The 13,062-nt window shown below is 66.1% G+C and carries 9 protein-coding genes; 5 read left to right on the top strand and 4 right to left on the bottom strand.

From position 1 onward, the window contains the following. Positions 1-34 precede the first annotated feature (34 nt). The 3 genes from EAH76_RS05620 to EAH76_RS05610 all read left to right on the top strand — a co-directional run bounded on the left by EAH76_RS05620 (position 35) and on the right by EAH76_RS05610 (position 3,027). The gene (locus EAH76_RS05620) at positions 35-916 is read left to right on the top strand and encodes an SDR family oxidoreductase (protein WP_140849019.1); all 882 of its coding nucleotides are present in this window, start codon (positions 35-37) and stop codon (positions 914-916) included. 136 nt (positions 917-1,052) lie between these two features. Next, complete coding sequence (recA, locus tag EAH76_RS05615) at positions 1,053-2,162, top strand: recombinase RecA (RefSeq protein ID WP_029625358.1); 1,110 nt, start codon at positions 1,053-1,055, stop codon at positions 2,160-2,162. Between the two features lie 232 nt (positions 2,163-2,394). Further along, a complete protein-coding gene (locus EAH76_RS05610) occupies positions 2,395-3,027 on the top strand; it encodes a glutathione S-transferase family protein (protein WP_140849017.1) in 633 nt (210 codons plus the stop codon). A gap of 121 nt (positions 3,028-3,148) precedes the next feature. Here the strand turns inward: EAH76_RS05610 and EAH76_RS05605 are convergent, their stop codons facing one another. Next, entirely contained in the window at positions 3,149-4,456 is a 1,308-nt protein-coding gene (locus EAH76_RS05605) for a dicarboxylate/amino acid:cation symporter (protein ID WP_140849015.1), read from the bottom strand. A gap of 132 nt (positions 4,457-4,588) precedes the next feature. On the opposite strand from EAH76_RS05605, the gene EAH76_RS05600 reads away from it, so the two are divergent. Then, entirely contained in the window at positions 4,589-5,875 is a 1,287-nt protein-coding gene (locus EAH76_RS05600; RefSeq protein WP_431357974.1) for a M24 family metallopeptidase, read from the top strand. Between the two features lie 173 nt (positions 5,876-6,048). On the opposite strand, the gene EAH76_RS05595 is transcribed toward EAH76_RS05600, so the two are convergent. Further along, the gene (locus EAH76_RS05595; protein WP_140849013.1) at positions 6,049-6,621 is read right to left on the bottom strand and encodes a DUF922 domain-containing protein; all 573 of its coding nucleotides are present in this window, start codon (positions 6,619-6,621) and stop codon (positions 6,049-6,051) included. Between the two features lie 391 nt (positions 6,622-7,012). Here EAH76_RS05595 and alaS point away from each other — a divergent pair, with 391 nt between their 5' ends. After that, positions 7,013-9,694: an alanine--tRNA ligase gene (gene alaS / locus EAH76_RS05590; protein WP_140849011.1), complete on the top strand. Its 2,682-nt coding sequence runs from the start codon at positions 7,013-7,015 to the stop codon at positions 9,692-9,694. 40 nt (positions 9,695-9,734) lie between these two features. Here alaS and EAH76_RS05585 read toward each other — a convergent pair whose 3' ends face one another. Then, positions 9,735-11,525, bottom strand: a complete 1,791-nt coding sequence (locus tag EAH76_RS05585; RefSeq protein ID WP_140849009.1) for a cation:proton antiporter — start codon at positions 11,523-11,525, stop codon at positions 9,735-9,737. Positions 11,526-11,820: 295 nt separating this feature from the next. Beyond that, positions 11,821-13,044 (bottom strand): NADP-dependent isocitrate dehydrogenase, encoded by a 1,224-nt coding sequence (locus EAH76_RS05580; protein ID WP_140849007.1) that lies wholly within the window; start codon positions 13,042-13,044, stop codon positions 11,821-11,823. Positions 13,045-13,062: the final 18 nt, after the last annotated feature.

Below are 13,062 nucleotides of genomic sequence, written 5' to 3'. Positions count from 1 at the left end.
CCCCTGCCGAAGCTCCAATCGACGGGAACATGACATGGCCATTCTCAAGGATCCGCGGCAGGGCCCCAAGCCGCCGTTCGAAAAGCAGACCCAGGACTGGCCAGGGCTTGCCAGCAAGATGACGCCCAAGCCCGATCATGGCGAGGACAGCTATCGCGGTTCGGGCCGGCTCGAGGGCCGCAAGGCGCTGATCACCGGTGGCGATTCGGGCATGGGGCGCGCCGCGGCGATCGCCTATGCGCGCGAAGGCGCCGACGTCGCGATCAACTATTTCCCCAATGAGGAAGAGGATGCGCGCGAGGTGATCGCGCTGATCGAGGCAGCCGGTCGCAAGGGCGTCGCGATTCCGGGCGATCTGCGCGACGAGGCGTTCTGCCAGACGCTGGTCGCCACCGCGGTCGAGCAATTGGGCGGGCTCGACATCCTCGTCAGCAACGCCGCGCGCCAGCAGACCCGCGCCTCTATCCTCGATCTCTCCAGCGAAGATTTCGACGCGACGATCAAGACCAACATCTACGCGCCGTTCTGGATCATCAAGGCCGCGGTGCCGCATCTCCAGCCGGGCTCGTCGATCATCGGTACGACGTCCGAGCAGGCGACGATGCCGTCGAAGGACCTGTACGATTATGCGATGACCAAGGCGGCGACGACGAGCTACGTCCGCAGCCTCGCGCAGCAGCTTGCCGAAAAGGGAATCCGCGTCAACGGCGTCGCGCCGGGGCCGGTGTGGACGCCGCTCCAGGTCTCGGGCGGCGCGACTATGGAAAAGCTCGAGCAATTCGGGGGCCAGACCCCGCTCGGCCGGCCCGGCCAGCCCGGTGAACTCGCCAACATCTATGTCGCGTTCGCCGAGAATGACGCAAGCTTCACCACCGGCCAGGTCTACGGCGCGATGGGTGGCGGCGGGCTTCCCTAACCTGCCGCTGTAACCTGTCCTGCGGCCTTCGAAAAAAACGCCTGTCGTTCCGCTCTTGTTCTTGCAGAACAAATGCGATACATCGTCGTCACGCATTGAACGCGACGGGCGTTCGGTCTAGCGACGGGAGCTACCAATGGCGGTATCTTTGAAGGTCATCGACAGCAAAATGGCAGCATCCACGGACAAGGCCGCCGAAAAGGCCAAGGACGAACGCGCGAAGGCGCTCGAAGCCGCGCTCGCGCAGATCGATCGCGCGTTCGGCAAGGGCTCGGCGATGAAGCTGGGCTCGAAGCAGACGATGCAGGTCGAGGTGATCTCGACCGGCTCGCTCGGGCTCGACATCGCGCTCGGCGTCGGCGGTTTGCCGCGCGGGCGTGTGATCGAGATTTACGGCCCTGAATCGTCGGGCAAGACGACGCTCGCGCTCCACGTGATCGCCGAAGCGCAGAAGACCGGCGGCACCGCTGCCTTCGTCGATGCCGAACATGCGCTCGATCCCGTCTATGCCAAGAAATTGGGCGTCAACATCGACGAGCTGATTGTCTCGCAGCCGGATACGGGCGAGCAGGCGCTCGAGATCGTCGATACACTGGTGCGCTCCAACGCGATCGACGTGCTGGTGGTCGATTCGGTCGCGGCGCTGGTGCCGCGCGCCGAAATCGAGGGCGAGATGGGCGACAGCCATGTCGGCCTGCAGGCACGTCTGATGTCGCAGAGCTTGCGCAAGCTGACCGGCTCGATCAGCCGCTCGCGCTGCATGGTGATCTTCATCAACCAGCTGCGCATGAAGATCGGCGTGATGTACGGCAATCCCGAGACGACGACCGGCGGCAACGCGCTGAAATTCTACGCTTCGGTCCGCCTCGACATCCGCCGGACCGGGCAGATCAAGGATCGCGACGAGATCATTGGCAACACGACGCGCGTCAAGGTCGTCAAGAACAAGGTCGCGCCGCCGTTCAAGCAGGTCGAGTTCGACATCATGTACGGGCAGGGCGTGTCGAAGATCGGCGAGATCCTCGATCTCGGCGTCAAGGCCGGCCTGGTCGAGAAGTCGGGCGCGTGGTTCTCCTATGACAGCGTCCGCATCGGCCAGGGCCGCGAGAATTCGAAGACGTTCCTCAAGGAGCATCCCGAAATGTCCGACCGGCTCGAAGCCTCGATCCGCGCGCGCACCGACAAGGTCGCCGAGGAAATGATGGTCGGCGGCGAGCCCGACGACGGTGACGAGCCCGAGATGTGAGTTCGCTTCGGGCCGTCCTGGTCCGGGGCAGGGAGCGACGGCAGGGCTCGGCCGCGCTCTTACGACAGGCGGCAGGATCACGCCGTCGCAAAACCGGGAAGGCCCGCCAGCAATGGCGGGCCTTTCATATGGTGGGCGGGACGAAGCGCGTGTCGTGACGGTGCGACTTTAGTGCGACTTTCCGCGTTCCGCTCTACGATCGGTTGATCCTGTACAAGTCCGGAGCGCGCGCATGACCCTCATCGTCCACCATCTCAACAACTCGCGCTCGCAGCGCATCCTGTGGATGCTCGAGGAGCTCGGGCTGCCCTATGAGATCAAGCGCTATCAGCGTGACGCCAAGACGATGCTCGCCCCGCCCGAATTGAAGCGCGTCCATCCGCTCGGCAAGTCGCCGATCCTCGAGGACACCGCCGCCGGGCAGACGCTGGTCGAGACCGGCGCGATCATCGATTATCTGGTCGAATATGCCGACGGCAAGCTCGGCCCCCCGGCGCACCGCGACGACGTGCTGCGCTATCGCCAGTTCCTGCATTATGCCGAGGGGTCGGTGATGCCGCCTTTGTTGCTGCTCCTCGTCCTCAACCGGATCCCGCTGCTCGGCGCGTCGGCGGCCAAGCGCGTCCAGCCGATGATCGACGTCCATCTCGACTATGTCGAATCCGAACTCGCCAAGCGGCCGTGGTTTGCAGGCGACGCGCTGACCGGCGCCGACATCATGATGAGCTTCCCGCTCGAAGCCGCAAAGAGCCGCGCCGGGCTTGATGCCAGCCGTCCAGCGACGATCGCCTGGCTCGACAAGATCCACGCCCGCCCGGCCTATCAGGCCGCGCTCGAAAAGGGCGGGCCCTACGCCTACGCCTGAGCTGGCTACCCGTCTCCCCGGGCGTGTCCCGGGGTCCACCGCGAAACACGTGATGCCGTCGTAGCACGCGCGGCACGGTAGACCCCGGCACAAGGCCGGGGTGACGAAGAAGGGGGCGAGCCTAAGCCCGATGCGGCGCATGCGGCGGTTCGATCTCCGCCGCCACCGGCTCGCCGAGCGCGCCCTCCCACTTCGCCACCACCGTCGTCGCCACTGCATTGCCGACGACGTTGGTCGCCGATCGCCCCATGTCGAGGAACTGGTCGACCGGCAGGATCAGCAGCAGCCCCGCCTCGGGAATGCCGAACTGCCCCATCACCGCCGCGATCACGACGAGCGACGCGCGCGGCACGCCGGCAATCCCCTTCGAGGTGATCATCAGCACGAGCAGCATCACGATCTGCGTGCCGAACGGCAGGTCGATGCCATAGACGCGCGCGATGAACAGCGTCGCGAAGGTCATATACATCATCGACCCGTCGAGATTGAACGAATAGCCGAGCGGCAGCACGAAGCTCGAGATCCGCCGCGGAACGCCGAACCGGTCGAGCGCCTCGAGCGTGCGCGGATACGCCGCCTCGGACGATGCCGTCGAGAACGCCAGCAGGATCGGCTCGCGGATATACCGCGCCAGCCCAAACGCCCGCGGACCGACGAACACGAACGCCGCGCCGAACAGCAACAGCCACAAGGTCGCGAGCCCGAGATAGAAGCCCCCGACGAACAGCCCGAGCGACCACAAGATCCCGAGCCCGTTGACCGTGATCGTCGCGGTGATCGCCGCGAACACCGCGAACGGCGCACAGCGCATGACGTAGTCGGTGATCTGCAGCATCATCGCGGCGAGCGCCTCGGCACCGCGCACGATCGGTTCGCCCTTCTCGCCGATCGCGGTCAACGCGACCCCGGCGAACACCGAGAACAGGACGATCTGGATGATCTCGTTGGTCGCCATCGCCTCGACGACCGACGATGGCACGATGTGCGTGATGAAATTGGTGAGGTTGAACGCTTTCTCGTCGAGCCCGACCGAAGCGGCCGGCGGCGGCAGCTTGAAGCCGAAGCCAGTACCCGGCGCGACCAGGTCGATCACCGCCTCGATCCCGTGGAACAGTAGCAACCCGAGCGCGAGCGAGACGAGCGAGGCGGTGACGAACCACGCCATCGTGCGGCCCCCGACACGGCCGAGCGCGGCGATGTCGCCCATATGCGCGATCCCGACGACCAGCGTCGAGAAGACCAAGGGCGCGATGATCATCTTGATCAGCCGCAGGAAGATTGTCGTGACGATCGAGAAGCCCGCGCCGATCTCCTTGAGCCGCGCGGTCGCCTCTGGCGTACCGTCGGCGATCTGAAAATTGATCGCCCAGCCGACGATCAACCCGAGCACCAGCCCGATCAGGATATAGCTAGTCAGCCGTTTCGCCACGTGTCGCCCCAGTTTGCTCTTTCCCGGTCATCAAGGGGAGATTGCGCGCCCGGTCAAGCGCGCACCGCCGGGCCGAACGTTGCGAGGTGCCGGCGGGGCTGTCACACAGACGGCCGAATCAGGGAGAGCCGCGTGCCACATCAGATCCGAACCCCGGCCCCGACAGCGCTGCTGACGCGCCGCGCGCTGATCGGCGCCGCCGCGGCGCTCCCCGCGCTATCGGCGACCGCCGTCGTGCGCGCCGCCGCGCCCGACCTCACCGGCCTCCGCTCGCTCACGACCGGCGCGACGCCGATCGGCCCGGTCGAGCGCCGCGGCCGGATCGAACGCGCGCAAGCGCTGATGCGCGCGAACGGGATCGGCGCGGTGCTGATCGAATCGGGCTCGAGCCTGGTCTATTTCACCGGCATCACCTGGCACCGCAGCGAACGCCTCACCGCGGCGATCCTGCCGGTCGAGGGCGAACCCTCCATCGTCACCCCGTTCTTCGAGGAACCCTCGGTCCGCCAGACGCTCGGCGTCCCCGCGGAAGTCCGCGTCTGGCAGGAGGACGAGGACCCGGCCAAGCTCGTCGCCGGCTTCCTGCGGGATCGCAAGCTCGCCGGCCGCCCGATCGGCATCGAGGAGACGGTGCGCTATTTTGCGGTCGACGGCCTCGCGCACGCGCTCCCCGGTGCAAAGATCGTCAGCGCCAATCCGGTCGTGCGCGGCGTGCGGATGCGCAAGACCGCGCTCGAGATCGCACTGATGCAGACCGCCACCGACGTGACGATCGCGGCGTATCGCTGGACCTGGCCGCGCGTCGAAAAGGGCATGAAGCCCGCCGACATCGCCGCGCTGATGAACGCCGCGACGGTGCAGCTCGGCGGCGACCCTGAATTTTCGCTCGTCCTGATCGGCCCCGCCGCCGCCTTCCCGCACGGCAGCCGCGATCCGCAGATCGTCGCCGACGGGCAGATCGTGCTGATGGATTGCGGCTGCACCGTGCAGGGCTATCAATCGGACGTCTCGCGCACCTTCGTCTACGGCGCGGCGAGCAAGGAACAACGCACGGTGTGGGAGCAAGTCCGCGCCGGCCAGGCGAAAGCCTTCGAAGCCGCGCAGCTCGGCACACCGGCGGGCGCGGTCGACGATGCGGTCCGCGCCTATTACACATTGCTCGGCTACGGCCCGCGATACGCGCTCCCCGGCCTGTCGCACCGCACCGGCCACGGCATCGGGCTCGACGGGCACGAACCGGTCAACCTCGTCCACGGCGAGACGACCAGGCTGGCCGAGGGAATGTGCTTCTCCGACGAGCCGGGCCTGTATCTGCCGGGCAAGTTCGGCGTGCGGCTCGAGGATTGCTTCCACATGACCGCGGCGGGCCCGAAATGGTTCAGCGTGCCGCCGACCTCGCTCGACGCGCCGCTCGGGTAACGGGATGTGATAAGAGGCCGGCTTGGTCCGCCACTCGTGCCGGACCGACCAACCTCGCCGGCTAACCGTCCGACAAGGGCCGAAGCCAGTCACCAGTTGCGCACCTAGCGCGTTTCAAGGCATCAGCCTTTTGCATCCTGAGAGGAAGAAGCGTTCAGGAGTGCGCCTGATTCTCAATCGAAAGGTATGACGGTGGTCGCGCCGTGTCTGGTCGCCTTGTCGTATGCGATGTCATGTTCCGAAATTGTCTTCACGGCCGCCAGCGCCGCTTCGTTGGCAGTGGCGCACGTCGCGGAATTGATGGCGGCGGCGATATCGCTCCGATGATCCCAAGCGTAGCGGATATGCCCGTCTTCGTGCGCATACAAAGAGGTGATGAAGCGGTCGAACCGTTCGTTGACCTTCGGACTGCCGTTGATCAGTCGGGGGGCGGTTACCGTTGCGGTGAAGACCACGTCTTCCAGAGTGGTAGAGCACTTCCCTTGCGCGCCGCTTCGCCAACGCCAGCGAAAGTTGTAGCGACTCAGAGCATCGACGCGCTTGCCGTCATTCGGATCGGTCGGACGAGCCTTGTCGATAGCTCTGCGAACCGCAGCCGTGTCTCGTCCCTCGACATCATACGGTAGGATCGTGACATTCGAGATGTCGGCAAACGGCGTGCCTTCCGGCCTCTGCGCCATCGCTACGGTCGGCGCAGCAATCAGACATGATAGCGCAAAGAGCGATCTCGTCAGGAGCTTCAACATCGTCGCGAGCTTAGTTCGAAGTTTCGTTGACGCAACCGGTGCTCGTCACAAGTATCACGGTCTCGGGTATTTTTTGTCTACTGGGGAGCGATTGGGAGTACGACGAGCCCGGAATAAACCCGCCGGACACGAACGGACCCGAAGGCAGCAGCGGGCCGCCGGTCGCCCCCCCGTTTGCGCGAGAAGAGTGCGGCCGAGCCCCGCGAGAAAGCGTGTCCGGTTGGTTGCGGCGACCCGGCGCATCCGCATCGGCGCTCGACCTGTCGTCGTGACTGAGCTTCTGCATTCGTCGACGCGCGCGACTTGTGGCTTGGGTCTATTCCGAAATAGCGCGATGCGACCAACCGAGCCCCGCTTGAGCTACGGCGCGCGCTCGCCTAAGCCACGCCGCATGACCCAGCCTTCGCTCTCAGCCCCGGTTTCCACCAACGACATCCGTCGCAGCTTCCTCGACTATTTCGCGGCCAACGGCCACGCCAAGGTCGCCTCTGCGCCGCTCGTGCCGCAGAACGATCCGACGCTGATGTTCGTCAATGCCGGGATGGTGCCGTTCAAGAACGTCTTCACCGGTCTCGAATCGCGGCCGTACGTTACCGCCACCTCGTCGCAGAAGTGCGTCCGCGCCGGGGGCAAGCATAACGACCTCGACAATGTCGGCTACACCGCGCGCCACCACACCTTCTTCGAGATGCTCGGCAATTTCTCGTTCGGCGATTATTTCAAGGAGCGCGCGATCACGCTCGCCTGGAATTTGCTGACCAGGGAATGGGGGATCGACCCCAACCGGCTGACCGTCACCGTCTATCACACCGACGACGAGGCGTTCGACCTGTGGCGCAAGATCGCCGGGCTGCCCGAAGAGCGCATCATCCGCATCGCGACCAACGACAATTTCTGGTCGATGGGCGACACCGGCCCATGCGGCCCCTGCTCGGAGATCTTCTTCGATCACGGCGATCACATCCCCGGCGGCCCTCCCGGCAGCCCCGACGAGGATGGCGATCGCTTCGTCGAGATCTGGAACCTCGTCTTCATGCAATATGAGCAGGTCGACAAGGACACGCGCAACCCGCTGCCGCGCCCGTCGATCGACACCGGCATGGGGCTCGAGCGCGTCGCGGCAGTGCTGCAGGGCGTCCACGACAATTACGACACCGACACGTTCAAGGCGCTGATCGGCGCCTCGGTCGCGCAGTCGGGCGCGGCTTTGACCCCGGAGACTCAGGCGAGCCACCGCGTGATCGCCGATCACCTCCGCTCGTCGGGCTTCCTCGTCGCCGATGGCGTGCTGCCGTCGAACGAGGGCCGCGGCTATGTGCTGCGCCGGATCATGCGCCGCGCGATGCGCCATGCGCATCTGCTCGGCGCGAAGGAGCCGTTGATGCACCGGCTCGTGCCCGCGCTCGTCGCGGAAATGGGCGCGGCCTATCCAGAACTCGTCCGCGCGCAGGCGTCGATCGAATCGACGCTGCTGCAGGAGGAAACGCAGTTCCGCCGCACGCTGGTCAACGGCCTCCGCCTGCTCGACGAAGCGACTGCGAGCATGGAACCGGGCGCGACGCTCCCCGGCGAAACCGCGTTCAAGCTCTACGACACGTTCGGCTTCCCCTATGATCTGACCGAGGACGCGCTGCGGGCGCAGGGCTTCGGGATCGACCGCGCGGGCTTCGACACCGCGATGGCCGAGCAGAAGCGCGCCGCGCGTGCCGCCTGGAAGGGCTCGGGCCAGCGCGCCTCCGACGACGTCTGGTTCGACATCGCCGAGGCGACCGGCAGCACCGAATTCATCGGCTACACCGCCGAGGAAGGCGAGGGCCAGGTCGTCGCGATCGTCAAGGACGGCGCCCGCGTCGAGCGCGCCGGTGCCGGCGAAAGCGTCGAGATCCTGTTCAACCAGACGCCTTTCTATGCCGAGAGCGGCGGGCAGGTCGGCGATACCGGCACACTCACCGCGCCGGGCGTGCTCGGCCAGGTCGAGGATACGCGGAAGTATCTCGGCCGCCTGTTCGCGCACGCCACCACGATCACCGAGGGCGAGATCGCGGTCGGGGACGCGCTCCATTTGACGATCGATCGCGCCCGCCGCGACCGCATCCGCGCCAACCACAGCGCGACGCATCTGCTGCACGAGGCACTGCGCCAGCGGCTCGGCCTCCACGTCGCGCAGAAGGGGAGCCTGGTCGCGCCCGAACGCCTGCGCTTCGATTTCTCGCAGCCGAGCGCGATCGATCCGGCCGCGCTCGCCTTGGTCGAGGCCGACGTGAACCACCACATCCGCGGCAACTCGCCCGTCGCGACGCGGCTGATGACGCCCGACGAAGCGATCGAGGAAGGCGCGATGGCGCTGTTCGGCGAAAAGTACGGCGACGAGGTCCGCGTCGTCTCGATGGGGACCGCCAAGGAAGACGGGGTCGACAAGACCTATTCGCTCGAGCTGTGCGGCGGCACGCACGTCCGCGCGCTCGGCGATATCGGCCTGTTCGCGGTGGTCGGCGAGGGCGCAGTGTCCTCGGGCATCCGCCGCGTCGAGGCGCTCACTGGGGAGGCCGCGCGTGCCTATTTCACCGGCCGCGACGAGAAGCTTCGCGAAGCCGCGACCGCGTTGAAATCGTCGCCAGACGAAGTGCCGGCGCGCGTCGCCGCACTGGTCGAGGATCGCCGCCGGTTGGAACGCGAACTCGCCGAGGCCAAGAAGGCGCTCGCGCTCGGCGGCGGGGCAGGGGCGGCTCCGGCCGGTCCGGAAACGATCGGCGACGTCGCGTTCCTCGGTCAGGTGGTCGAGGGGCTCGATCCCAAGGGCCTGCGCGGCACGGTCGACGAGATGAAGCAGCGGCTCGGCTCGGGCATCGCGATGATCGTCGCGGTCAATGACGGCCGCGCCTCGGTCGCGGTTGGCGTCACTGCCGATCTGACGGCCACGCGCAGCGCCGTCGATCTGCTCAAGATCGCGGTTGCCACTCTCGGCGGCCAGGGCGGCGGCGGGCGGCCCGACATGGCGCAGGGCGGCGGGCCTGACGGAGCCAAGGGCAACGAAGCGGTCGATGCGGTCAAGGCGGCGCTCGCAGCCGGCTAACCCGCCGCGCCAAGGCGGTGGGTGCGCGCGCGCCGAGGCGTTAGGTTGCGCTACCCTCGGTCCGGATCACGCCGCGGACGCGCTTGAGCCGCGGCAGGACTTCCATCTCGGCCGCCGCCTTGATCTCACGGCGCAGCTCGTCACGCTTCTCGTGGATCGAAGCGATCACCGGCCCGACCGCGACGCCGAGATCGGTCAGCACCGCTTCGGCCAGTTGCAGCGAGCTTTCGAGCGTCTCCGGGACGACATCGCTCGCGCCCGCCTTGTAGAGCTGCGCCGCATGCGCGGTATCGCGCGCGCGCGCGATGATCGGCAGATCGGGCACCCAGCCGCGCACGCGCCGCGTCATCGATATGCTCAGCACCGGATCGTTCATCGTCAGGATCAGCGCCTTGGCACGCCCGAGATTGAGCCGGTCGACCAGCTCGGGGCGCACCACGTCGCCGAAGATCACCGGATAGCCTTCCGCCCGCGCCGCGGTCACCGCGTCGATATCCGCCTCGACCGCGACATAAGGCTGGCCATGGACGGCGAGCATGTCGCACACCATCCGCCCGACGCGGCCGAAGCCGATCACGACGGTGCCGGGGCCCTCGGGCGAGATTTCGGCCTCGGGCAAGGTTTCGGCGCGTTGCTCGATCCGCTTCGCCGCGCGCTTGCCGAGCATCGCCAGCAGCGGAGTGATGGTGAGTCCGATCGCGGTGACGGTCTGCCAGAAACTGGCGAGCCCGGGCGCGAGCAGTTGCGCCTGGCCCGCCGCGCCGAGCACGATCAGCGTCGTTTCGGACGGGCTACCCATCAGCACGCCGGTCTCGGCCGCGACACCGCCGCGGATCCCCGACAGCCGCAGCAGCCCGAAGGTCACCACCGCCTTGATCGCGACGACGGCGGCGATGCCGAGCAGATAGCTGGTCCAGTCGGCGAGGATCGCTCCGATATCAACACTCATCCCGACGGTAATCAGGAACACGCCGAGCGCGAGCCCCTTGAACGGCGAGGTCATCACCTCGACCTCGCTATGATAGTCGGTCTCGGCGATCAGCAGTCCCGCGATCAGCGCGCCAACGATCGGCGACAGCCCAGCCGCGGTCGTGGCGAGGCTGGCAGCGATAACCACGATCAGCGAGGCCGCGAGGAACAGTTCGGGACTCTTCGTCCGCGCGGCTTGTGCGAACAGCCGTGGCAAAAGCATGCGGCCGCCGACAAATAGGATCGCGACCGTCAGCACCGCGACCCCACCGACCTTGGCGAACCCCGCCCAGCCCGCCGCCGCCGCCATCGGCCCGAGCGCGCCGAGTACGAAGATGATCGGGACGAGCGCGAGATCCTCGAATAGCAGCATCGCGAACGCGGTCCGCCCGACCGGGCTCGCCGTCCCCGCGATCGGGAGGACCAGGGCGGTCGAGGACAGCGATAGCGCTATGCCCAGCGCCATCGACCCGGTCCAGGCCAGCCCCATCAGCAGATGCAGGCCGGTGCCGAGGATGATCCCCGACGCGATCAACTGCGCAGCGCCCGTGCCGAACACCAATTGCCGCATCGACCAGAGGCGCTTGAACGACAGTTCGAGCCCGATCGAGAACAGCAGCAGGACGATGCCGAACTCGGCAAAGGGTTCGATCGCGTGCGGATCGGAGATCGTGATGTGGTACAGCCATGGATAGGTCTTGACGAGCGCACCGAGTCCGAACGGCCCGACGAGCAGTCCAACGAGGATGAAACCGATGACGGGACTGATCTTCGCGCGGGCAAAGGCAGGGATGACCAATCCCGCAGCGCCAAGAATGACGAGCGCGTCGCTGAAGCCGGAAGAGAGAAGGGGAGATGCCATGCCGGCATTAGACCAGCTTGAGCGGGATTTGTCAGCTTAAGCCTGACATCGATATGCTATTTGTCGGCAACATCGTGCTCCGCGCGGTCGCAAGACTATTCGGCGGCGACGCTTGATTGCGTATGCTTGAAGCGGAGATGCGGCCCAACCGCTTGGGTCAGTGGCATTGTTGACGGCCGAAAAGCTCTCCGCTGATTGCAGCGCCGAAAAAGGGAATTCTCGCAAAGGCAGGCGCCCAGGGTTGTAAGCGCTCCGCTCGCAACCCTGGATGCCCGCTTTGGCAGGAAGGGCAGGATCAGCCCGTGATCTCGCCCATCTTGGCTTCGAGATTGACGCGGACCTGCTCGAAGAACTGCTCGGTCGTCATCCACGGCTGTTCCGGGCCGATCAGCAGCGCGAGATCCTTGGTCATGTGACCGTCCTCGACCGTCTTGATGCAGACGCGCTCGAGCGTCTCGGCGAACTTGGTCACCTCAGGCGTACCGTCGAACTTGCCGCGATACTTGAGGCCGCCGGTCCAGGCGAAGATCGACGCGATCGGGTTGGTCGAGGTCGCCTTGCCCTGCTCGTGCTGGCGGAAGTGGCGCGTCACGGTGCCGTGCGCGGCTTCCGCCTCGACCGTCTTGCCGTCCGGGGTCAGCAGCACCGAGGTCATCAGGCCGAGCGAGCCGAACCCTTGAGCGACCTGGTCCGACTGCACGTCGCCGTCATAGTTCTTGCACGCCCAGACGAATTCGCCGTGCCACTTGAGCGCCGATGCGACCATGTCGTCGATCAGGCGATGCTCGTAGACGATGCCGGCTTCCTTGAACTTGTCCTTGAACTCGCTCTCGAACACTTCGGCGAACAGGTCCTTGAAGCGGCCGTCATAGGCCTTGAGGATCGTGTTCTTGGTCGACAGGTACACCGGCCACTTGAGGTTGAGGCCATAGTGCATCGAGGCGCGCGCGAAATCGCGGATCGAATCGTCGAGGTTGTACATCGCCAGCGCGACGCCCGAGGTCGGGAACTGGAACACTTCCTGGTCGATGACGGTGCCATCCTCGCCATCGAACACGAGGCGCAGCTTGCCGGGGCCCGGGACGAGGAAATCGGTCGCCTTGTACTGATCGCCGAACGCATGGCGGCCGACGACGATCGGGTGCGTCCAGCCCGGGATCAGGCGGGGGACGTTCTTGATCACGATCGGCTCGCGGAAGATCGTGCCGCCGAGGATGTTGCGGATCGTGCCGTTGGGCGACTTCCACATCTTCTTGAGGCCGAATTCCTCGACGCGCTGCTCGTCGGGGGTGATCGTCGCGCACTTCACGCCGACGCCGTACTTCTGGATCGCCTTGGCGCTGTCGACGGTGATCTTGTCGTCGGTGCCGTCGCGGCTCATCATGCCGAGGTCGTAATATTCGAGATCGATGTCGAGATAGGGGAGGATCAGGCGCTCGCGAATCCACTGCCAGATGATCCGCGTCATCTCGTCGCCATCGATTTCCACGACGGGCGTTTTTACCTTGATCTTGGCCATTTCCGCTCTTTCTTGAAG

The sequence above is a fragment of the Sphingomonas glacialis genome (genome assembly GCF_006439055.1).
Classification (GTDB): Bacteria; Pseudomonadota; Alphaproteobacteria; order Sphingomonadales; family Sphingomonadaceae; genus Sphingomonas; species Sphingomonas glacialis_A.
This window is presented reverse-complemented; position numbering and strand designations above follow the sequence as displayed.

Excerpts from the sequence above, each read along its gene's own strand:
- EAH76_RS05620 (WP_140849019.1), top strand. The coding sequence starts at position 35 with ATGGCCATTCTCAAGGATCCGCGGCAGGGCCCCAAGCCGCCGTTCGAA.
- recA (WP_029625358.1), top strand. The coding sequence starts at position 1,053 with ATGGCGGTATCTTTGAAGGTCATCGACAGCAAAATGGCAGCATCCACG.
- EAH76_RS05610 (WP_140849017.1), top strand. The coding sequence starts at position 2,395 with ATGACCCTCATCGTCCACCATCTCAACAACTCGCGCTCGCAGCGCATC.
- EAH76_RS05595 (WP_140849013.1), bottom strand. The coding sequence starts at position 6,621 with ATGTTGAAGCTCCTGACGAGATCGCTCTTTGCGCTATCATGTCTGATT.
- alaS (WP_140849011.1), top strand. The coding sequence starts at position 7,013 with ATGACCCAGCCTTCGCTCTCAGCCCCGGTTTCCACCAACGACATCCGT.
- EAH76_RS05585 (WP_140849009.1), bottom strand. The coding sequence starts at position 11,525 with ATGGCATCTCCCCTTCTCTCTTCCGGCTTCAGCGACGCGCTCGTCATT.
- EAH76_RS05580 (WP_140849007.1), bottom strand. The coding sequence starts at position 13,044 with ATGGCCAAGATCAAGGTAAAAACGCCCGTCGTGGAAATCGATGGCGAC.